Here is a 22,742-nt window from a genome sequence, read left to right on the forward strand (position 1 = left end):
TGATGAGCGGTCAAAACAACTGTACAAAAACACAGTATAGTTTGCCTTCCCCCGTCGAACCTGGAGAAACCCCCATGTCCTCTCTGGCAATGAGCTCTTTCGTAGAACAGCAGATCGTCCTGCACCAATTCACCGCCAAGCACAGTGTGCAGGCCCGCGCGATGCTTGGTTGGAGCCGAGAAGAACTGGCCCGACAAACCGGGCTGGCGGTCGAAACGGTGCAACGCTTTGAAAGCCAGGGCGATGTAGATGATGAAACCCGCCTGGTATTGGCCTTTCGGCTGGAAGCCGAGGGGCTGGTGTTTTTCCCGGGGTTTGCGCCGGGTTGGGGCATGAGTGTGCGCAAGTTCGACAAGGCCCCGGCCGAGCCCGCGGCACAAGGCATCATTTCGCGCTTGATGGGCTCAACAGCGGCATCAATTGATTCACCAGCGCCTCAACCGAATGGTGCGTAGCGTCCAGCCGGATCACCGGGCAGGTCAGTGGCTTCAGCCAGCTTTCATGCCGACGCAGGCTGCGTAGGCTGTGGTTACCATCATCGTAACGAGCAGCCCAGGCGAGAAACGCGACGCTGTTTTCATGGCGGCTGCCGCCCTCCAGAATCCGGTCACCATAGCGCTGCTCTTCGCGCAGCCGCAGGCGGTGCAGGCGAACCTGCGGGTCTACACGCAGGAACACCACATGGGTGAACTGCGGGATCATGGCATCGCCCCATCCGCACACTGAGCCGGACAGCACCCAGCCTTCGAGGCCGGCACTTTGTTCCTGTAACAGACGCGTGCGTTCATCCCGTAACCGAGCGACGGTGAACGGTTCCGGAGTTTGCTGCCAGAAGAAGTCGTCGGAGTCGAAATAAACCACATTCAAGCGTTCGGCCAAGGCTTTGCCCAAGGTCGTAGTGCCTGCGCCTGCAGCGCCGAGGATGTGAATTTTATAGCGCATGACTTGCCCCCTTAACTTGAGTGTAAGCCGTTGGGGCATCAGGCCTGCAATTGCAGCGCGCGGCGCATCATTTGTGGCGGCTGGCCGAAGGCACGCAGGAAGGCGCGACGCATGCGCTCCGGGTCACCGAAACCGGTGTCGCGGGCAATGATGTCGATGGGGTGGTCGCCGGATTCAAGCATCAGGCGCGCCGCTTCAATGCGCAGGCGTTCGATCGCCTTGGCCGGGGTGTGGCCGGTTTCGCTGCGAAACAGACGGCTGAACTGGCGCGGACTAAGGTGCGCGACGTCGGCCAGCCGTTCAACCGAAAGCTCTTCCTGCAAATGCTGGCGGGCGTAGACCAAGGCGGTTTGCACGCGGTCGGACTTGGGGTCGATGTCCAGCAGCGCGGAAAATTGCGACTGGCCACCCGCACGGCGATGGTAGATCACCAACTTGCGCGCGACCTCGCGGGCCACCTCTACACCCAGGTCGTTTTCGACAAGTGCCAGGGCCAGGTCGAGGCAGGCGGTCATACCGGCAGAAGTCCAGAGTGGGCCGTCGACAGTGAAGATGCGGTCTTCTTCAAGCCTCACATTGGGATACGCCTGACGAAAGGCCCGGGCGTGGTACCAGTGAGTGGTTGCCTTGCGGTCTTCCAGCAGCCCGGCCGCCGCCAGGTGGAAAGAGCCGGTGCAGGCAGAGGTCACACGACGCGACGTCACCACTGCGTGCTGCAAGTAGCTGAGCAGGCCAGGCGTGGCGTCGAGCACTTCGTTATCGCCCACTACCAACACCGTGTCGTACAGACCAAAGGGCACCGTATCAATGGCAAAACCCATGGAGCTTTTGACCGGCCCGCCCTCCTCGGATACCAGGTCTACCCGATAGAACGGCTGTTCCACTTCCAGATTGGCGAATTCAAACACCGTACTGGTGCTCAGGCTGAGCATCTGAAAACCCGGAAACAGCAAAATACCGACAGACACCATGGCCAAACCTCATGTCTCTAAAGGAGGGATATACGACATTGCAGCCGCGACATTACACCCATAATCTTGGTTGCAACAAGGCCCCTTTCTTCGGCCCTCCTGGAGCAACTGCAATGACTCAATCCAAAGGTTATGCGCTGATCACCGGCGCTTCTTCGGGCATTGGCGCCACCTACGCCGATCGCCTGGCTCGCCAGGGTTACGATCTGATATTGGTGGCGCGTAACCAGCACCGACTGGAGCGGCTGGCGACTCAGCTCAACGCCGATACCCAACGGGATATCCAAGTGGTGGTGGCCGACCTGAACCTGCCGGCCGATCTGGCCCGTATCGAACAGATCCTGCACGACGACAGCCGCATCAGCCTGTTGGTGAACAACGCCGGCATCGGTGCCACCGCGCCCTTGCTCGACAGCGATGCGGACAAGATGGAGGCAATGATCCTGCTCAATGTGCTGGCCCTGACCCGCCTGGCCAAAGCCGCAGCAACCAACTTTGTCGCCCAGGGTCGCGGCACCCTGATCAACATCGGCTCGATCGTGGCGGTCGCACCCAAGTTGCTGAATGGTGTTTACGGGGGCACCAAAGCGTTTGTGCAGGCGTTTTCCGAATCACTCGAGCATGAGCTGAGCGACAAGGGTGTACGGGTTCAAGTGGTGTTGCCCGGTGCCACCGCCACCGAGTTCTGGGACGTTGCCGGCCTGCCGGTGAGCAACCTGCCCGAGACAATGGTCATGACCGCGCAAAACCTGGTGGACGCCGCATTGGCAGGGCTCGCACAAGGTGAGAAGGTCACCATCCCGTCACTGCCTGACAGCCTGGATTGGGACGCTTACGAAACCGCGCGCCTGGCCTTGGGGCCAAACCTGTCACACAGCAGCCCGGCCCCACGTTACGGCGTGTAATCAGCGAATAGACTGAAGCCCAGGTCCGTGGCCGCCTGGGCCGCCGGCGCTGATCTGCCGATAGGCGCGCAGCAACGCGTGCAAAGCATCGCGAGACCCTCGAGCGCCATAAAACCAAAGCTTCGTGCCCTCTGCCAACGGCTCGCAAACGGCGGGATACCCGCTTAGGCACGCGCCCTGAAACGCCGCACGTTGATCGTCAGACACCAAGGCATCAAGACGATGCCTGGTCACCAGATCGTCGATTTCGCGAGTCTGCAAAGAGAATTGAAGGCTGTGGTCTGCACGTCGTGCATCTACCGGTACCAATTGCGCACCGGCCTGTTGCAGGACGTCGAACGCTCGACGCAAGGCTGCGCTGTGTTCAACGGCTTCGTAATGGGCTCCGTGCACATACCGGTCAGCGAACCCGATGCGCCACCCTGCGAGCACCTTGGCAGCGGTAAAGGTGCTGTTATTGCGTACCAGAGGCACTTCAACCATCACAGGCCCTGTGGGCTCGATACCACTCAAGGCGACGAGTGACAGCGCAGGGTCCCGCTCGGGTTTTAGCAGCGGGGCCACGGCGTTGTAACCGGGAATGAGTGCGAAGCCCTTTGGAGGGTCAGCGCTGAAGACGATACCGACCAGGCTGGCTTTGTCGGTGTGGGCCTGGGCCGGCGCAGCGTTCGCGCCGCCCGCTTCACCCGCTTCCGGCAAGGAAGGCCCAAGCCGACAAGGCAAGCCCAACCGCCAATGCTCCCTACAGTTTTTTTCCATCAGAACCTGCACCCCGACAATGACCGTGCGGGATCATCGCACTCTCATCGAAGGGTTGTCGCAGGGCTGAAATACCCTGAAAACTCATTTTCCCACGGCCCCAAACTTCAGCCCGCCGCGTGCTCTTTCGCACCTTGCGTTTCCACGTCCAACCACCACGCATGCCCACGCTCAGGCTGGTTCAGATTGAACGCTTGCCCCATCGCCGGCGTGGTAATCGAAACGTTGCGCTCCCAGGCCAGGGCCATGATGCGGTCGAACGGCTCGTGCCAGGCATGGAACGCCAGGTCGAACGTGCCGTTGTGAATCGGCAGCAACCAACGGCCTTTAAGGTCGATATGCGCCTGCAAGGTTTGCTCCGGCTGCATGTGCACATGGGGCCAGTCGACGTTGTAAGCACCTGTTTCCATCAGCGTGAGATCAAACGGGCCGTATTGTTCGCCGATGCGTTTGAAACCGTCGAAATAACCGGTGTCGCCACTGAAAAACACCCGCCGCGCACCGTCGATCATCACCCAGGAACACCACAGGGTCTGGTTGCCGTCAAACAGACCGCGCCCGGAAAAGTGCTGGGCCGGCGTGGCGATAAAGCGAATGTCATCGACCTCGGTGCCTTGCCACCAATCCAGTTGCCTGACTTTGCTGGCGTCCACACCCCACTTCACCAGGGTGTCGCCCACACCCAGCGGGGCGAGAAAGTAGCGGGTTTTGTCGGCCAGCTGGACCACGGCCTTATGGTCCAGGTGGTCATAGTGATTGTGCGAAAGAATCACCGCTTCCAGCGGCGGCAAGTCTTCAAGGCTGATGGGCGGCTGATGGAAGCGCTTGGGCCCGGCCCAACTGAACGGTGAGGCACGCTCGGCAAACACCGGGTCGGTGAGCCAGAACTTACCGCGCATTTTCAGCAACACGGTGGAATGCCCCAAACGGAACACGCTGTGATCGGGAGCCGCCAACAGCTGCTCGCGTGTCAGCGGTTGCACCGGGATCTTGCCCACAGGGCGCGTGCTGCGCGGCTTGTTGAAAAGCATGTTCCAGAAAATCCGCAACGTCTTGCCAAAGCCGCCGTGCTGCACTGGGGCATCGTTGGTGAAATGCCCTTGCTCCTGCTCGGCAGGTTTGAGTGCTTCAGGCGAAGGGTCGAGACGGCTTGAAATCGTGGCCATTACAGAGTGACTCCTGGGGTCCGCTCATAAATTACACTGCACAGTGTAGTTTCTAGATTGCAACAAAACCCGGAGCAAGTAAACTACCGAGTGTAATTTCATCCAAGAGCCGAACGCATTCCATGACTGCTCCCCAACGCCTCACCGACCGCAAACGCGAAGCCATCGTGGCAGCGGCCATCACCGAGTTTCGGGCTAACGGGTTCGAGGTCACCAGCATGGACAAAATCGCCGCCACCGCCGGTGTCTCCAAGCGCACGGTGTACAACCACTTTCCCAGCAAGGAAGAGTTGTTTGCAGAAATCCTGCACCAGTTGTGGGCCAGCAGCGTCGCCCAGCTGGACGCCAGCTACGCCAGTGACCGCCCCCTGCGCGAGCAATTGCGCGGTTTGCTGCAGGCGAAGATGCAGATGATGTCGGACGCCAACTTCCTCGACCTGGCCCGCGTCGCGATCGCTGCCACCATTCATTCGCCCGAACGCGCGCAAGACATGGTCAACCGCTTGAGCAAGCGCGAGGAAGGCTTCACCCAGTGGGTACGCGCGGCCCAGGAAGATGGCCGCCTGGCCTGCACCGACCCGGCCTTTGCGGCTCATCAGATCCAGAGCCTGCTCAAGGCGTTCGCCTTCTGGCCGCAAATTACCCTGGGCCAACCTACCCTCGACGCTGCCAGCCAGGCCAGCGTTATCGAATCGGCCATCGACCTGTTCCTGGCCGGCTACGAAGTCAGCCCTGCCCGTTCGCAATAAAGCCTGTTGCATGAGCGACATTCCAAGTCGTTTTTAGCGCATTCACCCGGTGTGCTACGCAAATGGCTTGGAAGGACACTGATTATTCCCACGCGAATAACTGACAATATTCACACCTATTATCCGATCAACGGTTCCCGCCGCTGACGCACGCTGTCGCATCTGCAAAAAAGAGCTGACCCGGAACACTATGGAAAACAGACGAGGCAAAGGGCTGTCATTTGCCAGGCGTATCTACAAGCCAAGGATCATCGGCCTGGGTATCGGCTGTATCAGCGTCATCGGCGCCCTTTACCCATTGGCGATGCCGGGCTGGGTATGGGCCTTGCTGATATTCAACGGTTATGCCTGGGCCCATGTGGCGTACCAGCTCTCCACGCGCTCGCAATTTCCCTACCAGGCCGAACAACGCAACTTGCTCTATGACTCGCTGCTCGGCGGTTTCTGGGCGGCGGCTACGCAATTCACACCGCTGACGACCGTGACCATCCTGTCGATGATGACCATGAACAACGTCGCGGCCGGGGGCAAGCGCCTGTTTCTGCGCGGGCTGGTGGCACAGGCTGGCGGTATCGGCGTGGCGTGGGCGCTGTTGGGGATCAAGTTCAATCCCAACGTCAGCCTTGCCCAGGTGTATACCTGCCTGCCGATGCTGACGCTTTATCCGATGGCGATCGGCATGGTCTGCTATCAGTTGGCAATCAAACTCTCGGAACACAAACGCGCCCTCAGCGCCCTCAGCCGTGTCGACAGCCTCACCGGCCTGCTCAATCATGGCTCATGGAAAGACCTGCTCAATCTCAAGTTCCACAAATGCCAGCAGCAACAGGGCCACGCCACCATTGCCTTGATCGATATCGACCATTTCAAACAGATCAACGACACCTACGGCCATATCGTCGGTGATCAGGTGTTGCGCCAGTTGAGTCAGGAGTTGCGTCAACACTTGAGGGAAAATGACTTGGCCGGCCGTTACGGCGGCGATGAGTTCTGTGTGATTCTTCCGCAAATGTCACTGGAAGAAGCCGCGCTGGTCATGGAACACATGCGAGAAACTTTTAGTAACTATCGCAATTCGCAGATCCCGGAGTTGCGCGTGAGCCTGAGCATTGGTCTGGCAGACTTCCAACCCGTCTTCAGCGATGCGGCAATGTGGCTCAACGCCGCGGATCGCGCGCTCTATGTCGCCAAGGACTCCGGTCGCAACCGGGTGAATGTCAGCCACTACGTCGTCGCCCACTCCGCTTAAGTCGTCCTACGACACCTCGTCTGAATTCTCTTCAGACACACTGCTGCAGAAGCATAATGCCACCATTGGTCGCCTACTCAATGACGTTCCCGCCCTGAAGGCGAACTTCTTGGCCGGCCGATCACTCTGAACCCGTTGTTCAACCCCCCTCTGTCGGCACAAGGAAGCTGACAATGAGCAAGTCAACCGTAAGGCCTGGTGCCGTACGGGGGCAGGCGCATATTCATGGATACCTCTGACGCGTGCTTCCCCGAGCTCTCGAACATGCTATTCAACGCCCACAAAAAAACCATCAACACCCTGCAACACACCAACGCCCAACAAGCCAGCTTGCTGGATGCCATCGAGCGCTCCATGGCGGTGATCGAATTCGATCTGCAAGGCACCGTCCTGCGGGCCAATGAGAATTTCCTCAAGACCATGAGCTACCGCGCCGAACAGATCGCGGGCCAGCCCCACCGGATGTTCTGCACTCCCGCGTTCACGCGCAGTGCCGAGTACAACCAGTTGTGGACGCAACTGCGTAATGGCCAATTTCAGTCGGGCACCTTTGAGCGCGTCGGCGGCGACGGCCAATCGGTATGGCTGGAAGCCAGCTACAACCCGGTGCGCGATCACACGGGCCAGGTCATCAAAGTGGTGAAATACGCCATGGACGTCACCCCGCGCCTGCAGGCCGAAAGCGAAGCCAACGCCAAGTTGGGGGCCATCGACCGGGCCATGGCGGTGATCGAATTCAACCTCGACGGCACCATCATTACCGCCAATGCAAATTTCCTGCAGCGCATGGGCTACAGCCTGGCGCAGATTCAGGGCAAGCATCACCGCCTGTTCTGCAAGCCGGACCTGGCCAACAGCTCGACGTACAGTGAGTTCTGGAAGCGCTTGAACCAGGGCGAACTGTTCAACGGCCAGTTTGAACGCATCGACAAAAACGGCCAAACGGTGTGGCTGGAGGCCAACTACAACCCGGTGTACGACGCCAGCGGGCGCCTGTGCAAAGTGGTGAAGTTCGCCTCCGACATCACCGCCAGAGTGCAACAGCATGCCGCCGACGCTGCCAGCGCTGCCCAGGCTTATCACATTTCGCTGAGCACTCGGGATATCGCCGAAAAGGGCGCTGATGTGATCCAGCAAACCGCCAGCGGCATGCGCGAAATTGCTGCCGACATCGATGGCTCCTCGCAACTGATCGCCAAGCTGGGCGAGCGTTCGCAGCAGATCACGGCCATCGTCAACACCATCCGCGGCATCGCCGACCAGACCAACCTGCTGGCCCTCAACGCCGCCATCGAAGCGGCGCGCGCTGGCGAACAAGGCCGTGGTTTTGCCGTGGTGGCCGACGAAGTGCGGCAACTGGCGGCACGCACCAGCGGCTCGACGGCGGAAATTTCCAGCATGATCGCGATGATCCAGGAGGAAACCCGCCAAGCCATCGACAGCATGGAAGGGACTCGCGACCGCGCCGCTCAAGGTGTGGAGTTGGCCAACCAGGCCGGCACGGTGATCCTGCAGATTCGCGAAGGCACGGGCGAGGCTGTGCAGGCGGTGAGCGCGTTTGCCAATGAGCGGGGCAACAACTGACCTGATCTTCATGTGTCTGGCCGGGGGCTGGGTCTATAGTGCTGACTAGTCTTTACGCCAAGGATTCGAGCCCGCCATGACCCCAGACAAGCCAGAAGCTGCCCCCGTCGATCACCTGCGTTTCCACCGAGGCCACGCCCACTTGGCGCCGACCTTTGGCAACGACACCTTTGCGCTCAAGGCCGAAGCGTTCGCGCGCTTCTTTGGTACGCCCACCTTTCTCGGCGCGCAAACCGCGATCGTGATCTTGTGGGTAGTGCTGAACATGACCGGCATCACCCACTTTGACGTGTACCCGTTCATCCTGCTCAACCTGGCCTTCAGCCTGCAATCGGCCTATGCCGCGCCGCTGATCCTGCTGGCCCAGACACGCCAGGCCGCCCGCGACAAAGCCCAGTCCGACGCCGATGCCCAACACCGCGAAGCGCTGGCCATTGCCAACACCGAGCGCCAGGCCCAAGCCGAACAAACCACCAAGCAGTTGCTGGAACTGCTGGAGCAGAACACCCGCCTGACGGAAATGACCAAGCAACTGACCGAGCGTATCGAGACCCTGACCTGCGAGATGCATGAGCAGTTCATGCGCAAACCCTGAGGGCGAAGCCGTTGCCTTAGTTATGGCGAGCGCGGCTTGTTGTGGCGAGCGGGCTTGCCCCGCGTTGGGCTGCGCAGCAGCCCCAAAACCTGACACTGCGGTTTACCTGAAGAATCGCGTTGGCCTGTCTGGGGCCGCTTCGCGCCCCAACGCGGGGCAAGCCCGCTCGCCACAGAAACCCTCTCGCCACAACAAGCCGCGCTCGCCATAACTATCCCGCCAGTCACAAAAGGCGCCGTTCATGGCAACCGCACATGCCGCCCCAGCTCATCAAACAACGTGACCACCGAACGCAACGCCCGGCAATCCGGACGTGTCAGCAGCCACAATGCGGTGTTCCGCCCGGCCAACGCCGGCCCCAGTGGTTGCAAACCATCGCCCAAGAGAAAATCCGGCAGCGCCGCCACGCCCAGGCCCGCGCGTACCAACTCGGTGACCGACAACATGCCGTTGCAGCGATAGCTGGGACGCACGCCCGGCAAATGCTCGCGGCGCCAGGCGACGGTGGGGTGATCGGGCAGGAAGTCGTCCGGGGCGATCCACGGCAGCTCAGCCAACTCGCGGCCTGCGTGCTGGCGCGCAAAACCGGCACTGGCACACACTTGATAGGCGACTGTGCCCAGGCATCGACCGACAAGGTGCTCCGGCGGCGTCTTGGTCAGGCGCAGGGCAATGTCCGCATCGCGGCGGCTGAGGTTGGCGAAATCATTCGATGTGCTCAACTCCAGGGTCAACGCTGGGTATTCGGGCATGAACCGCGCCAGCGCCGGCAGCAGCAAACCTTGCAGCACTGAGTCGGTACAGGTCAGGCGCACGGTGCCGCTGATCACTTCGCCGCCCTGCTCCACGCCAATGCGCGCCGCCTCCAACGCTTGTTCTGCGTGCTCGGCCTGCTGCGCCAGGTTGCTGGCCAGACTGGTGGGCAGGTAACCGGCACGGCTTTTTTCAAACAGGGTCTGGCCCAAGGCGGCCTCCAGCCGACGCACCGCACGGAACACCGTGGACACATCCACCCGCAACAGCGCCGCCGCCCGCGCCAGGGTGCCACCGCGTACCAGGGCGAGGATCAGCGAGAGGTCGGGATAGTCGATTTGATAGTGCGTGGCTGCATTGAGCATGTGGGCGAACGCCAATTTTGATTGCGTGAGCGCCAATCTATAGTGGGCACCAGGACACAACAAGCCATGGGACGTACACGATGAAAGCCAGCACCTTGCACCTTGCCCTGATCGGCGACTACAACCCCGACGTCACCGCGCACCAGGCCATCCCCGTGGCGCTGCAACAGGCGGCCGACGCCCTGAACCTGAACGTTCACGTGCAATGGCTCGACACGGACTCGATCACGCCCACCACTCAGTTGCATATGTTCGACGGCTTCTGGTGTGTGCCCGCCAGCCCCTACCGCGACACCGACGGCGCACTGCGGGCGATCCGGTTTGCCCGCGAACACAAGCGCCCTTTCCTCGGCACGTGCGGCGGTTTTCAACATGCGGTGCTCGAATATGCCCGCAACGTGCTGGGTTGGGCGGATGCCGAACATGGCGAGCTGGCCCCGCACGCCAAGCGTGCGGTGATCACACCGCTCAGTTGCGCGCTGGTAGAGGCCACGGACACCGTGCGCCTGGCGCCCTACACCCGCATCGCCGAGGCCTACGGCACGCTGGATATCCACGAGGGTTATCGCTGTCGCTACGGCATCAACCCCGAGTTCGCCAACGCACTGTTGGAAAGCGACCTGATTCCCAGCGGCCACGACTCGGCCGGCGATCTGCGCGCCATCGAATTGCTCGACCATCCGTTTTTTGTCGCCACGCTGTTCCAACCGGAACGCGCCGCGCTCAAGGACGTTACGCCACCCTTGGCGATCGCTCTGCTCAAGGCCTGTCTGGCGTTGTCACGATGATCGCCAACACACCCGCCACGCCCTACTACGCAGTGATTTTCAGCTCATTGCGCAGCGAGGGCGATCAAGGCTACGGCCAGGCCGCCGCCCGCATGCTGGAACTGGCGCGTGAACAACCGGGGTTTCTGGGGGTGGAGTCGGCGCGCGAGGACGGCTTGGGGATCACCGTGTCCTACTGGGAAAGCGAGGCGGCGATCCTGGCCTGGAAGCAGCAGGCCGAGCATCGCGAGGTGCGCGAGCAGGGGCGCGCCACCTGGTATTCGGCGTTTCACACACGCGTGTGCAAGGTGGAGCGGGCCTACACCTTCCAGAAGTGAAATGCGTTCCCCTGTGGGAGCTGGCTTGCCTGCGATGGCACCAACTCGGTTTTACTCAGAGACCGCGTCGTCTGCATCGCAGGCAAGCCAGCTCCCACCTCTGATCTTCATTGCCGGCAAAACAACAGGTGCTTAGCTCACCAAACTGCGCAACGCACTGATCTGCGGGATTTCTACCCGGCGCATGTACACGCGCAACGGCTCGGTGATGTTGATGCGGTCGTCGATGTTCTGGTCCAGCAGCAACTGCAGGCGTTCGCGCGACAGGGTCATGGTGTGGTCGGCCACTGGCAGCCAGACAAATTCAGCAGTGGGGATGATGCCGTCATCGGCCACGTCCATACCGAAGGCATCTTCGCTGAAACGCACGATGTACTGGCCGGTTTTGCGGTTCAGGCCGACAAAACCGTGGAGCTGGTCGGCGGCCTGGCAGATGAGTTCTGAAGTGATGCGCATGGTAAACCTCACTGAAAAGTCCCACTGGGACTGGAAAGATGGTTTACACGCGTGGCAGAAATTACGGCCCTCTGACGGGGCAGCTGCGGCCAAGAATACTGCAATACAGCACAAAAAAACCCAGAAAAATGGCGCCTGAGCACCTTAATGTCGGTTTGGTGATAGCGCCTTTCGCAATCAATTGTTAAAAAGGACGCCTTCTCAAAGTTACCTCCACGAAAGGACTTCGCATATGCCTGTCACGTTTACCAAGAGCGCCTTGCTGCTCGCTCTGATGCTCGGCCTTGGCCAGGCACAGGCTGCCGACCCGATCAGCCCGGCTGAATTGGCAACAAACGAAGGCATTCCGTACCCGGCCGTCATTGCGCACCGTGGCGCTTCCTACGACGCTCCCGAATCCACCGCGGCGTCCTACAAGCTCGCGCGCGACCTGGGCGCCGACTACCTGGAAATGGACCTGCAGCGCAGTAAAGATGGCGTGCTGTTCGCCCTGCACGACAATAACCTGCAGCGCACCACCGACGTGGCCACCAAGTTCCCCGAGCGCAAAGACGCCCCGGCCAACGAGTTCACCTGGGCCGAACTGCGCACCCTGGACGCTGGCAGCTGGTTCAACGCCGCCTACCCGGATCGCGCGCGCCCTGCGTTCGTCGGCCTGAAAATCCAGAGCCTGGACGAAATCATCAAGATCGCCGAAGGCAACCCGCAGCACAAACCCGGCCTGTACATCGAAACCAAAGAGCCCAAGCAATTTCCGGGCATCGAAGCCGACCTGAAAAACAAGCTGCTGGACAAGGGCTGGTTGAGCTCCGCCGGCTCCAAGCTGGGCAAGAGCAACACGGGCGTCGGCCAGGGCAAGGGCCGCGTCGTGCTGCAAACGTTTGAAAAAGACAGCTTGAAAGAGCTGCAGAAAGAAATGCCCAACACCCCGAAAATCCTGCTGTTGTGGGTCGGCCCTGGCAGCATCGAGCCAAAATCCGCGCAAACATTTGCCGAATCCGGCGAGACCACCAAAGCGGCCTACTACGCCAAGCAAGAGCCCAAAGACGCTGCCGAATTTGAAAAATGGATCGACGAAGCCAAGAGCCTCGGCGCTATCGGCACCGGCCCATCGGCCGAGCTGACCAACCATGGCGACCAGAGCTACACCGACCTGGTGAAGCCGCAAATGAACAAGCTGACCCACGACAAAGGCTTGCTGGTGCACGTCTATACCGTCGATGAGCCCGTGGACTTCGAGAAAGTGATGGCCGCCGGCGTCGATGGCATCTTCACCAACCGCGCCGCCGAACTGCTGAAGTTCTACAAGCGCTGGCCGTCCTCGAGTGTGCAGGACCTGCTCAAGGACAACGGGTACTAAGCGTCAGGCCGCAATAGGTGTCGGTTCGCCATTAAGGATGAATTAAGTTGCGCTGGTTAATCTGGCGCCACTTAAACAGCTCACCCAGAAGGACACACCATGAAAACCCTGACCGCCCTGTTTGCCGCTACCGCCATGACCCTGACTGCCGGCCTGGCCCAGGCGGATGTTCGCCCGGATCACATTGAAGGCCTGCTCAAATCCGGCGCAGTCATGCCGTTCGAGAAACTCAACGCCGCCGCCGTGGCCACTCACCCCGGCGCCAGCATCACCGACACCGAGCTGGACCACAAAAACGGTGTGCTGGTGTACGAAGTTGACGTGACCGACACCGCCGGCAAGCGCTTTGAAGTCAAGCTCGACGCCAAGACCGGCGCGGTGCTGGAAAACAAGCAAGACACTTGAGTCAACCGCCAAAAAAACCGCGCCACTTTTTAAGTGGCGCGGTTTTTTTATGCGTGCTGCAAAGCCAGAGGCAGGAAAAGTACCCACCTGGATAATGAAATTACACCTACAGCGCGCAAGGTCGCTAGAATCCCACTCATTAACCTGGGCACAACGCCCACCCTCCTCCATATCGAGACCGCTGCATGGGGCAGAAAGCCGCCGACATCGCCACTATTGGCCGTATCAGTGCCGTACCTGCGATGCTCAAAGTCATCAGCGACATGACCGGCCTGCGTTTTGCCGCCGTGGCGCGCGTGACCGAGGACACCTGGACCGCCTGCGCTGTGCTCGATCAATTGGAGTTCGGCCTCGGTGTGGGTGGCGAGCTGGACCTGTCCACGACGATCTGTCACGAAATCCGGGGTTCCCACGCCTCCGTGGTGATCGACAAGGCCAGCGAAGACCCGCGCTACCACGACCACCACACCCCGCGCATGTACCAGTTTGAAAGCTACATCTCGGTGCCGGTGTTCCGCACTGACGGGCGCTTTTTCGGCACTATTTGCGCGTTGGACCCCAACCCGGCGCAGCTGCGCAGCAGCACGATCCAATCGACCATGGAGTCGTTCGCCCGGGTGCTGTCCTTGCAGATCGAAGCCGAGGAGGCCTTGCAGAATACCCAGGCGCAATTGCAGGAAGAGCGCGGCACCGCCGAGCTGCGCGAGCAATTCATCGCCGTGCTCGGCCATGACCTGCGCAACCCGCTGTTCGCCATCAACTTCGGTGCCGAGCGGCTGCTGCGCAAACACCCCAACGCGGCGACCGACCCGCTCGTACGGCACATTCTCGCCAGCGGCCGGCGCGCCTCGCAACTGGTCGAAGATGTACTGGATTTCGCTCGCGGGCGCATGGGCAGCGGCATACCGCTGCACCTCAATGATTGCCTGGATCTGCAGGACGCTTTTCGCCATGTGGTCTTCGAAGTGCAAAGCGTAAACCCGCAACGCTTGATCAAGGCCGATATCGGCGACCTGCGTGGCGTCTACGGCGACCGCGATCGGCTGGCGCAATTGCTCTCCAACCTGGTGGCCAATGCCATCCATCATGGTAGCCACGACGGCCCGGTGGAGGTCATGGCGCGGGTTGAACAGGGCCACTTCACGCTGACCGTGAAAAACCCCGGCCAGATCGACGAACTGGCTTTGCCTCGGCTCTTCCAGCCCTACTCGCGGCTGGTCCGGGACACGCCGCAAGCCGGCCTGGGCCTGGGTTTGTATATCGTCAAGCAGATTGCCGATGCCCACGGCGGGCAGCTTGAGGTGTCGTCCTGCGCAGAAAATGGCACGCGTTTCACCTTCACACTGAAAACCCGCTGAACTGGTTTTCAAACCGTCACAAAATCGTCATCCAGCCTTGCAATGATTCGCCCACGCGAACCTGTGAAACGTCCTACAGGCGCTTTCTCTGCGAGCCTCCATGAACCACAGCATCGACCACGGCCATCAGGATCCCGATCTGTTTGGCCTGCTTTACGGGTTTCGTTTTCGACCCGGCGAAAAGGGCGAGCAGATTGACTCGGCCACGGCGCTCGCGGCCTTGCAGGCGCCGCACAACCCGGAGGAATTTCTCTGGCTGCACCTGAACCTGGCCCACGCCGCGTGCGAGCGCTGGATGCAGACGCATCTGGCGCTGCCGGAAGAGTTTTTCGAAGCCTTGCACGAAGGTTCACGCTCTACGCGCATCGAACACGTCGACTCGGCCTTGCTGGCGGTGGTCAACGACGTGGTGTTCAACTTCAGCAGCATGGTCTCCTCGGATATTTCCACGCTGTGGGTGTGCGCCCGCAGCCACTTGCTGGTGAGTGCGCGCCTGCAACCGTTGCATTCGGTGGACAAATTGCGCTCGTCGGTCAAAGCCGGTGAACGCTTTCGCTCGCCGCTGGAGCTGCTGGTGCATTTGTTGCGCGACCAGGGCGAGGTGCTGACCCAGATCGTGCGCAAGACCAGCCTCAGCGTCGACCAGATCGAAGACCAGTTGCTGTCCTCGCGCCTGTCTACCAATCGCGCCGAACTGGGTGCCGCGCGCCGGGTGCTGGTGCGCCTGCAACGCCTGCTGGCGCTGGAGCCGGGCTCGTTGCTGCGCCTGCTCAATCGCCCGCCGCAGTGGCTGCAAAAGGAGGACGTGAAGGAATTGCGCAAATCCACCGAGGAGTTTGCGCTGATCATCAACGACCTGATGGCCCTGGGCGAGCGGATCAAATTGTTGCAGGAAGAGATCGCCGCCAACCTCAATGAACAAAGCAACCGCACGCTGTTCACCCTTACGGTGGTGACCGTGCTGGCGCTGCCGATCAACATCATTGCCGGCTTTTTCGGCATGAACGTGGGAGGCGTGCCGCTCTCTACCGACCCGGAAGGCTTCTGGATTCTGGTGGCATTGGTGGCCACGTTCACCTTGATTGCCGGCCGCTGGGCATTCCGCAAACGCAAAGATTACTGACCTTGTAATGCAATCAACTGTGGGAGCTGGCTTGCCTGCGATAGCATCACCCCGGTGTCTCTGAAATACCGAGGTGCCTGCATCGCGGGCAAGCCCGGCTCCCACACAAGCCAGCTCCCACATTGATTGCACTCTGACATTACTTTTGTGGCGGTTTGTAGACCAGTGGCACGCCCAATTCCCTAAACACTGACTTACCGCAGCATCTCTGTAACATTCTGCAATGATCATCAACGACATCCTCCCCACACTGGATGCTCCGGCATGGCCACCCCTTCCCTGACTGCCTCCACCACCGCCTCACACGCAGACCCCAAACCCCGGCTGGACAAGAAACCCGGCCTGGTGACGGTGATCATCTTCTTCGCCGTGCTCGCCATGGGCCTGCTGTTTACCGCCTACAGCCTGATGCACGACATGCACGAACTGGGCACGGTGGTGACCACCTGGACGCCGTTCCTGCTGCTCGGCGTGGCGCTGTTGATCGCCCTGGGCTTCGAGTTCGTCAACGGCTTCCACGACACCGCCAACGCGGTGGCGACGGTGATCTACACCAACTCGCTGCCGCCGCACTTTGCGGTGGTGTGGTCAGGCTTTTTCAACTTCCTCGGCGTGCTGCTGTCCAGCGGCGCCGTGGCGTTCGGCATCATTGCCCTGCTGCCGGTCGAGCTGATTTTGCAGGTGGGCTCCTCGGCCGGTTTCGCGATGATTTTCGCCTTGCTGATCGCCGCGATCCTGTGGAACCTCGGCACGTGGTGGCTGGGCCTGCCGGCTTCGTCTTCGCACACCCTGATCGGCTCGATCATCGGCGTCGGCGTGGCGAACGCCTTGATGCACGGGCGTGACGGCACCAGCGGTGTCGATTGGAGCCAGGCGATCAAGATTGGTTATGCGCTGCTGCTGTCACCGTTGATAGGCTTCGCGTTCGCCGCCTTGCTGTTGCTGGCCCTGCGCGCCTTTGTGAAAAACCGCTCGCTGTACAAGGCGCCCAAGGGCGACACCCCGCCGCCGTGGTGGATTCGCGGCATGCTGATCGCCACCTGCACCGGCGTGTCCTTCGCCCACGGTTCAAATGACGGCCAGAAAGGCATGGGCCTGATCATGCTGATCCTGGTCGGCACCCTGCCAATGGCCTACGCGCTGAACCGCACCATGCCGGCCGAGCAGTCGTTGCAGTTTGCGGCAGTGGCCGAGGTGACCCAGGTCGCCTTGATGAAAAGCGCGCCGCAAGCACTGCCGGGCGACCCACGGCCGATCCTGTCGACCTACGTGCGCACCAAGGAAGCCACCGCGGAACTGATACCCGCCCTCGCCGCCCTGGCAGGCCAGATTGGTGACGAAGTCAAAGGCTACGGCTCTCTGGCCAAAGTCCCTGCCGAAGCGGTAGGCAACGTGCGTAACGACATGTACTTGAGCAGCGAAACCATTCGCCTGATGGACAAGGACAAGGTCGGCAGCTTCGACGCCGACACCCAAGGCAAATTGAAGCTGTTCAAAGAACAGATCGACAGTTCCACGCGCTTTATTCCGCTGTGGGTGAAAATCGCCGTGGCCATCGCGCTCGGCCTGGGCACCATGGTTGGCTGGAAGCGCATCGTGGTGACGGTGGGCGAGAAGATCGGCAAAACCCACCTGACCTATGCCCAAGGCGCCTCGGCCGAGACCGTGGCGATGCTGACGATTGGCGCAGCGGATATGTTCGGGTTACCGGTATCGACCACCCATGTGCTGTCGTCCGGTGTGGCCGGGACCATGGTGGCCAATGGCGGAGGGTTGCAGATGAAGACCATCCGCAATTTGCTGATGGCCTGGGTGCTGACCTTGCCGGCGGCGATTCTGTTGTCGGGCAGTTTGTACTGGCTGTTCACCAAACTGTTCTGACCCAACGCAATTGGAAAGGTGGGAGCTGGCTTGCCTGCTCCCACAGGGGTTTAGGGTGTGTCAGGAAGTAAAGAGGCCAGCCATCGCCTTCAGCCGCTTCTTGTACACCCGCCGCGCCTCCAAGGCCTCCTCCAGCGTCACCGCCACAAACCCCGCCCGCTGGTTCGGCTGCATCTGCCCGATCAAATCCAGATCCGCACTGATCACCGTGCCAATCATCGCGTAGCCACCGCCCGAGACCGCATCCCTGTGCAGCACAATCGGCTCCAACCCCGCCGGCACCTGGATCGAGCCAATGGGGTAGCAACTGTCGACGATATTCGACGGGTCCGAGCCCGCGCCAAATGGCTGCTCACGCGGCTGAAAACTCAGCGCGCTACCACCCTTGAAGCGATAGCCGATGCGATCCGCCTCGGAGCCCACCGTCCACGGTTCGGCAAAAAAGCTGCTTTTCGCGCCGTCAGTCAGCCGGTCGTAATACAGCCCCGGCACCACACGCAAGGTCACATCGCCGCCGACTGAGCGACGCAGTGCCATCGGCAAACTGTTGCCCGCACGCCCCTGCCCACTGGCATCGCCGATCGGCAGTTCATCGCCCGCCTGCAAGCGCCGTCCCTGAAACCCACCGAGCGCGCCGAGGGTGTACGTCGAGCGGCTGCCGAGCACCAATGGCACATCAATGCCGCCCGCCACCGCCAGGTAGGTGCGCGCGCCCGCCTTGGGAAATTCAAAGCGCAACACCTGCCCGGCGCGCACCTGAAACGCGGTGTCCTGGTGCACCACGTCGCCGTCCAGGCGCGGCGCCATCAGCGCACCGCTGAGCGCCACCAACGCGTCCCGTTGGAACTGCAACTCCGGGCCAATCAACGTGCATTCCAGGCCCGCCGCACCCACCGGGTTGCCCACCAGGTGGTTGGCCGCGCTCAAGGCGTATTGGTCCAGTGCACCCGAGGGCGGGATGCCCAAGTGGTAATAGCCTTCACGACCAAGGTCCTGCACAGAGGTGGCGAGGCCGGGTTTGATGACTTTGATCATGCCAGCGCCTCCTGCAGGGTTTTCGGATAGCCAACGGGGTCGGCAAGAAAGGCGTCGAGGGAAAATTCCACCGGGCGGATTCGCAGGTCGAAACGCCCCGCGTCCACCTCGGCGACCGCCAGGTCATAGGCGTCGCGGTCCAGCGGTTTGAACTGCACGATGTCACCGGGGCGGAAGAACACCATGTGTTCCTTGAGGTACGCCAATTGCTGCGCCGGGTCATAGATCGGTGCCGGGGTCACGCCAAACATCTGGTAACCACCGGCGCCGCGTACCGAGTAGATACAGCCAAAGCAGCCGCCATGCCCGAGGGTCAATTTGGGCGTGTCAGTGCGCGGGCGCAGGTACTTGGGCACCTGCAATTGCCGTTCGCGCTCAACCATCTGGAACATGAACGGCAGGCCTGCGACAAAGCCCACCATCGACACAAACCACGGCGCGCCACTGTGGGCGGCGATAAACGCGTCCACGTCGGCCAGGCCGTTGATGCGCGCGGCGTATTCCAGGTCCGTGCCCGTGGGGTCTTGGTGACGGTCGCGAAAACGCATCAGCGTTTCGTGGGTCCACGGGTCGTTGTAGAGCACCGGGATTTCAATGATGCGCGTGTGCAACGTGCGCTCGGCCACGGCCTGGGCTTCGGCGCTTTGCACGGCGTCGAGCAGCACGTGTGGCGCGATGCGGTCGGGGTCGAAGCGAATCTGAAACGACGCATTGGCCAGGCACACATCCAGCACGCCTTCCAGCGCCAGACGCTCCACGGCGCGGGTCACGGCCATGCCTTTGAAAAAGGCCTGCAAGGACATGCTGTCGCTGACCTCGGCAAACAGGTGTTCATCACCGCCGAAGCTGTAGCGGATGGGGGACGTTTCAGCCATGTCTGTTCCTCTTGGAATCATTGTAGAAAGGCAGGCAAAAAATAATGTGGGGGCGCACGCTTTTTGTTGTGGTGAGCGCATGTCGTTGTGGCAAGCGGTCTTACTGTGGTCAGTGGGCCTACTGTTGCCAGCGGGCCTACTCTGTTCAGTGGGCCTACTGTTGCCAGTGGGCTTACTGTGGCGAGGGGGCTTGCCCCGCGTTGGGCTGCGCAGCAGCCCTTAAATCAGGCGACCGGGTGCTACCTGATACTACGCGGCGATTATTGGGGCGGCTTCGCCGCCCAACGCGGGGCAAGCCCGCTCGCCACAGGCCACAGCAAGTCCGGTTGTCTCAGCAAGCCCGCTCGCCCTCAGAGAGTCCTCTCACCCCAACACGTCCACTCGCCGCAGTGACTACGATGCCCGCCTGGTCCAACGCTTCGCGAGTGGCCTCGACCAATTCCAGCGCGCCGGGCGTGTCGCTGTGCAGGCAGATGGAGTCGAATTCGATAGGCAGGTCTTCGCCCTCTACCGTTCGCACCAACCCCGTCTGACAAGCACGCAAGACCCGCGCCGCGACCGTTGCAGGGTCAAGCGCGCGCACATTGCGGGTAAACACGATGGAGCCGGTCAGGTCGTATTCACGGTCGGCATAAAACTCGCGCACCACAGGCTGCCCGAGTTCCTTGGCGACGCGCCAGATCACCGAGTTGGGCATGCAGTACAGCAGCAGTGTCGGCTCAATGAGTTGCAGGTTTTGCACCAGCAAGCGCGCGGCCTCTTCGTCGCGGGCCAGGTGCATGTAGAGCGCGCCGTGGGGCTTGATGTGTTGCAGGGGCACGCCTTGGGCGCGGGCGATTTCGCGCAGGGCGCCGAGCTGGTAGAGCATGTCGTCCACCAGTTCCTGCGCCGGTGCGTTGATGTGCCGACGGCCGAAACCCACCAGGTCGCGAAAGCCTGGATGCGCGCCGATGGCCACGCCCAGTTGCTTGGCGCGCGCGACGGTGCGGCGCATGGTACCGGGGTCGCCGGCGTGGAAGCCGGTGGCGATGTTGGCTGAGCTGATGTAAGCCATCAGTTCAGCATCCACGCCATCGCCGATGGTCCAGGGGCCGAAGCCTTCGCCCATGTCTGAATTGAAATCCACTGCCTGCATCGGTGTCGCTCCGCCAAAGGTGATGCCAGGAAAGTAGGCTGGCGCTTGACCCCTTGGGAAGATCTATTATCAGATGGCCCATCTTCTGAAAATCAGATAAAGCCATGTCCCTGACTTTGCGCCAAGTTCGCTACTTCGTCGCCACTGCCGAGATCGGCCAGATTTCCCAGGCGGCCATCCACTTGAACATCTCCCAGTCGGCGGTGACCACGGCGATCAAGGAACTGGAAGCCATGCTCGGCGTGCAGCTGTTTGTGCGTTCGGCCCAAGGCATGAACCTGACCGATGCCGGGCGGCACTTTCTCAACCGAGCCTACGTGATTGTGCGCAGCGTGGACGACGCGCTGAACAGCCCGCTGCCGGATTACCGCGCCAGCGGCGTGCTGCGCGTGGCGGCCAGTTACACAGTGCTCGGCTACTTCCTGCCGCATCACTTGCAGCGCATGGAACACTGGCACCCGGACGTGACCATCGAGGTGTTCGAGCAGGAGCGCCAGGCCATCGAACACGGCCTGCTCGACGGTCAATTCGACATGGCCGTGGTGCTCACCGCCAACCTCACTCACCCGGATATCGTCTCGGAGATCCTGTTCAATTCCGAACGCCGCCTGTGGCTGCCCAGCCACCACCCGTTGTGCGAACGCGGCGCCGTGAGCCTGGCCGATGTGGCGCAGCAACCCTACATCCTGCTCACCGTCGACGAGGCCGAACACAGCGCCATGCGCTACTGGGAACAGGCCGGGCAAACGCCCAAGGTGCGGCTGCGCACCAGTTCAGTGGAAGCGGTGCGCAGCATGGTTGCCAATGGCAGCGGCGTGGCGATCCTATCGGACCTGGTGCACCGGCCCTGGTCCCTGGAAGGCAAGCGCATCGAAACGCTGACCGTGACCGACCCGGTGACGCCCATGAGCGTCGGCCTGGCCTGGCACCGCGAGCGCGCGTTCACGCCGGCGATGCAGGCGTTTCGGGATTACTTCCACGATGCCTTCCTGGCACCGCAGCAATTGTCGGCGCGGCGTTAAATCCGGGCTTGCAAGGTGGCGGCCAGCCAATCCATGAACACCCGCACGCGCTGTGGCAAATGCCGTTGCCCGGCATAGAGCAGCGACACGTCCAACGCCGGCGCGGGGTAGTCAGGCAACACGGCCACCAGTTCACCGCGCTCGAGTAAATCGCGAATCCCCAGGACCGGCACCTGAGTGATGCCAAAACCGCCCAGGCACGCCGACTTGTACGCATCGGTGCTGTTGACCGTGACGCGCCCGGCCATCGGCACGCGGTGCACTTTGTTGCCCTGCTGGTATTCGAACCCCGGCGAACGCGAACCCAATGGCCGCACGTAATGCACCAATTGGTGATGCGCCAGGTCGGCCAGGGTCTCGGGCTTGCCATGGCGCTGAACATACTCGGCGCTGACGCAGTTGATCATCGGCATGCTGTACAGCAGGCGCGCGACCACCGACTGATCGGGCTGCGCGCCAACGCGCAACACGCAGTCGAAACCTTCGGCGAGCAGGTCTACCTGACGGTCGGTGGTGCTGATCTCCAGCTCGATCAACGGGTGGGCGTGCATGAATTCGGGCAGGCGCGGCAGGATCAGGTCCCGCGCCATGACGTTGGGCATGTCCACGCGAATGCGCCCGCTCAGTTGCGCTTCATCCTGACGAAACAGACCTTCAAGTTCTTCCATGTGCGACAGCAAGTCCTTGCTGCGCTCATACAGCACGCGCCCGTCCTGAGTGGCCTGCACCTTGCGTGTGGTGCGCTGCAACAGGCGCGCGCCGAGCAATTCTTCAAGTGCCTGCACGTGCTCGGACACCGTGGAGCGCGGCAGGCCCAGGCTCTCGCCGGCCTGGGTGAAACTCGACAGTTCGGTGACCCGCACGAAGGTGCGCAACAGCTCAAGCTTGTTCATGAGATTGTTCGCCTTATCCGGCCAGTGATTCCGATAACGCCCTGTTTATCACGTTA

Annotated in this window: 24 protein-coding genes; 14 read left to right on the plus strand and 10 right to left on the minus strand. The window is 61.4% G+C overall.

Annotation, left to right across the window (positions count from 1 at the left end; genetic code table 11):
- Positions 1–74 precede the first annotated feature (74 nt).
- The gene (locus FPT15_RS06565; RefSeq protein ID WP_145159401.1) at positions 75–455 is read left to right on the plus strand and encodes a helix-turn-helix transcriptional regulator; all 381 of its coding nucleotides are present in this window, start codon (positions 75–77) and stop codon (positions 453–455) included.
- Here FPT15_RS06565 and FPT15_RS06570 read toward each other — a convergent pair.
- Both FPT15_RS06570 and FPT15_RS06575 read right to left on the minus strand, forming a co-directional pair.
- Positions 385–942, minus strand: a complete 558-nt coding sequence (locus FPT15_RS06570; protein ID WP_145159403.1) for an AAA family ATPase — start codon at positions 940–942, stop codon at positions 385–387. The genes FPT15_RS06565 and FPT15_RS06570 overlap by 71 nt on opposite strands.
- A gap of 38 nt (positions 943–980) precedes the next feature.
- Complete coding sequence (locus tag FPT15_RS06575; RefSeq protein WP_145159405.1) at positions 981–1,913, minus strand: GlxA family transcriptional regulator; 933 nt, start codon at positions 1,911–1,913, stop codon at positions 981–983.
- 113 nt (positions 1,914–2,026) lie between these two features.
- On the opposite strand from FPT15_RS06575, the gene FPT15_RS06580 reads away from it, so the two are divergent.
- A complete protein-coding gene (locus tag FPT15_RS06580; protein ID WP_145159407.1) occupies positions 2,027–2,818 on the plus strand; it encodes an SDR family oxidoreductase in 792 nt (263 codons plus the stop codon).
- On the opposite strand, the gene FPT15_RS29965 is transcribed toward FPT15_RS06580, so the two are convergent.
- Positions 2,819–3,577 (minus strand): hypothetical protein, encoded by a 759-nt coding sequence (locus tag FPT15_RS29965; protein ID WP_256676376.1) that lies wholly within the window; start codon positions 3,575–3,577, stop codon positions 2,819–2,821.
- A gap of 107 nt (positions 3,578–3,684) precedes the next feature.
- Positions 3,685–4,743, minus strand: coding sequence for an MBL fold metallo-hydrolase (locus FPT15_RS06590; RefSeq protein WP_145159409.1), 1,059 nt, complete (start codon positions 4,741–4,743; stop codon positions 3,685–3,687).
- A 122-nt stretch (positions 4,744–4,865) separates the two neighbouring features.
- On the opposite strand from FPT15_RS06590, the gene FPT15_RS06595 reads away from it, so the two are divergent.
- The 4 genes from FPT15_RS06595 (at position 4,866) to FPT15_RS06610 (ending at position 8,920) form a co-directional block, all read left to right on the plus strand.
- A complete protein-coding gene (locus tag FPT15_RS06595; protein WP_145159411.1) occupies positions 4,866–5,492 on the plus strand; it encodes a TetR/AcrR family transcriptional regulator in 627 nt (208 codons plus the stop codon).
- Positions 5,493–5,682: 190 nt separating this feature from the next.
- Positions 5,683–6,741, plus strand: coding sequence for a diguanylate cyclase (locus tag FPT15_RS06600; RefSeq protein WP_145159413.1), 1,059 nt, complete (start codon positions 5,683–5,685; stop codon positions 6,739–6,741).
- A 264-nt stretch (positions 6,742–7,005) separates the two neighbouring features.
- Positions 7,006–8,325 carry a PAS domain-containing methyl-accepting chemotaxis protein gene (locus FPT15_RS06605; RefSeq protein WP_145159594.1) on the plus strand — a complete coding sequence of 440 codons (1,320 nt, stop codon included), beginning with the start codon at positions 7,006–7,008 and terminating at the stop codon, positions 8,323–8,325.
- A gap of 76 nt (positions 8,326–8,401) precedes the next feature.
- A complete protein-coding gene (locus tag FPT15_RS06610; protein ID WP_119741558.1) occupies positions 8,402–8,920 on the plus strand; it encodes a DUF1003 domain-containing protein in 519 nt (172 codons plus the stop codon).
- A gap of 239 nt (positions 8,921–9,159) precedes the next feature.
- Here the strand turns inward: FPT15_RS06610 and FPT15_RS06615 are convergent, their stop codons facing one another.
- The gene (locus FPT15_RS06615; protein WP_145159415.1) at positions 9,160–10,038 is read right to left on the minus strand and encodes a LysR family transcriptional regulator; all 879 of its coding nucleotides are present in this window, start codon (positions 10,036–10,038) and stop codon (positions 9,160–9,162) included.
- An 80-nt stretch (positions 10,039–10,118) separates the two neighbouring features.
- Between FPT15_RS06615 and FPT15_RS06620 the strand changes: the two genes are divergently transcribed.
- Together FPT15_RS06620 and FPT15_RS06625 are read left to right on the plus strand one after the other, a co-directional pair.
- On the plus strand, positions 10,119–10,826 hold the full coding sequence (locus tag FPT15_RS06620) for a CTP synthase (RefSeq protein WP_145159417.1): 708 nt from the start codon (positions 10,119–10,121) through the stop codon (positions 10,824–10,826).
- A complete protein-coding gene (locus tag FPT15_RS06625) occupies positions 10,823–11,143 on the plus strand; it encodes an antibiotic biosynthesis monooxygenase (protein ID WP_145159419.1) in 321 nt (106 codons plus the stop codon). Before FPT15_RS06620 ends, FPT15_RS06625 begins: the two co-directional genes overlap by 4 nt.
- Positions 11,144–11,275: 132 nt before the next feature.
- Here the strand turns inward: FPT15_RS06625 and FPT15_RS06630 are convergent, their stop codons facing one another.
- Positions 11,276–11,599 (minus strand): DUF2025 family protein, encoded by a 324-nt coding sequence (locus FPT15_RS06630; protein ID WP_145159421.1) that lies wholly within the window; start codon positions 11,597–11,599, stop codon positions 11,276–11,278.
- A 232-nt stretch (positions 11,600–11,831) separates the two neighbouring features.
- On the opposite strand from FPT15_RS06630, the gene FPT15_RS06635 reads away from it, so the two are divergent.
- From FPT15_RS06635 to FPT15_RS06655, 5 genes are all read left to right on the plus strand, one after another.
- Positions 11,832–12,959 (plus strand): glycerophosphodiester phosphodiesterase, encoded by a 1,128-nt coding sequence (locus FPT15_RS06635; RefSeq protein ID WP_145159423.1) that lies wholly within the window; start codon positions 11,832–11,834, stop codon positions 12,957–12,959.
- A gap of 99 nt (positions 12,960–13,058) precedes the next feature.
- Complete coding sequence (locus FPT15_RS06640; protein WP_145159425.1) at positions 13,059–13,364, plus strand: PepSY domain-containing protein; 306 nt, start codon at positions 13,059–13,061, stop codon at positions 13,362–13,364.
- Positions 13,365–13,549: 185 nt separating this feature from the next.
- Complete coding sequence (locus FPT15_RS06645; RefSeq protein WP_145159427.1) at positions 13,550–14,722, plus strand: GAF domain-containing sensor histidine kinase; 1,173 nt, start codon at positions 13,550–13,552, stop codon at positions 14,720–14,722.
- A 100-nt stretch (positions 14,723–14,822) separates the two neighbouring features.
- Entirely contained in the window at positions 14,823–15,845 is a 1,023-nt protein-coding gene (locus FPT15_RS06650; protein ID WP_145159429.1) for a transporter, read from the plus strand.
- A 264-nt stretch (positions 15,846–16,109) separates the two neighbouring features.
- Positions 16,110–17,726 carry an inorganic phosphate transporter gene (locus FPT15_RS06655; protein ID WP_145159431.1) on the plus strand — a complete coding sequence of 539 codons (1,617 nt, stop codon included), beginning with the start codon at positions 16,110–16,112 and terminating at the stop codon, positions 17,724–17,726.
- Positions 17,727–17,786: 60 nt separating this feature from the next.
- Here FPT15_RS06655 and FPT15_RS06660 read toward each other — a convergent pair whose 3' ends face one another.
- The 3 genes from FPT15_RS06660 to FPT15_RS06670 all read right to left on the minus strand — a co-directional run bounded on the left by FPT15_RS06660 (position 17,787) and on the right by FPT15_RS06670 (position 20,771).
- Entirely contained in the window at positions 17,787–18,761 is a 975-nt protein-coding gene (locus FPT15_RS06660) for a biotin-dependent carboxyltransferase family protein (RefSeq protein ID WP_145159433.1), read from the minus strand.
- Positions 18,758–19,636: an allophanate hydrolase subunit 1 gene (locus FPT15_RS06665; RefSeq protein ID WP_145159435.1), complete on the minus strand. Its 879-nt coding sequence runs from the start codon at positions 19,634–19,636 to the stop codon at positions 18,758–18,760. Before FPT15_RS06665 ends, FPT15_RS06660 begins: the two co-directional genes overlap by 4 nt.
- Positions 19,637–19,967: 331 nt before the next feature.
- Entirely contained in the window at positions 19,968–20,771 is an 804-nt protein-coding gene (locus FPT15_RS06670; RefSeq protein WP_145159437.1) for a 5-oxoprolinase subunit PxpA, read from the minus strand.
- 104 nt (positions 20,772–20,875) lie between these two features.
- Between FPT15_RS06670 and FPT15_RS06675 the strand changes: the two genes are divergently transcribed.
- Positions 20,876–21,793: a LysR family transcriptional regulator gene (locus tag FPT15_RS06675; protein ID WP_145159439.1), complete on the plus strand. Its 918-nt coding sequence runs from the start codon at positions 20,876–20,878 to the stop codon at positions 21,791–21,793.
- On the opposite strand, the gene FPT15_RS06680 is transcribed toward FPT15_RS06675, so the two are convergent.
- On the minus strand, positions 21,790–22,686 hold the full coding sequence (locus tag FPT15_RS06680) for a LysR family transcriptional regulator (protein WP_145159441.1): 897 nt from the start codon (positions 22,684–22,686) through the stop codon (positions 21,790–21,792). The genes FPT15_RS06675 and FPT15_RS06680 overlap by 4 nt on opposite strands.
- Positions 22,687–22,742 lie beyond the last annotated feature (56 nt).

The organism is Pseudomonas sp. RGB (assembly GCF_007713445.1).
Classification (GTDB): domain Bacteria; phylum Pseudomonadota; class Gammaproteobacteria; order Pseudomonadales; family Pseudomonadaceae; genus Aquipseudomonas.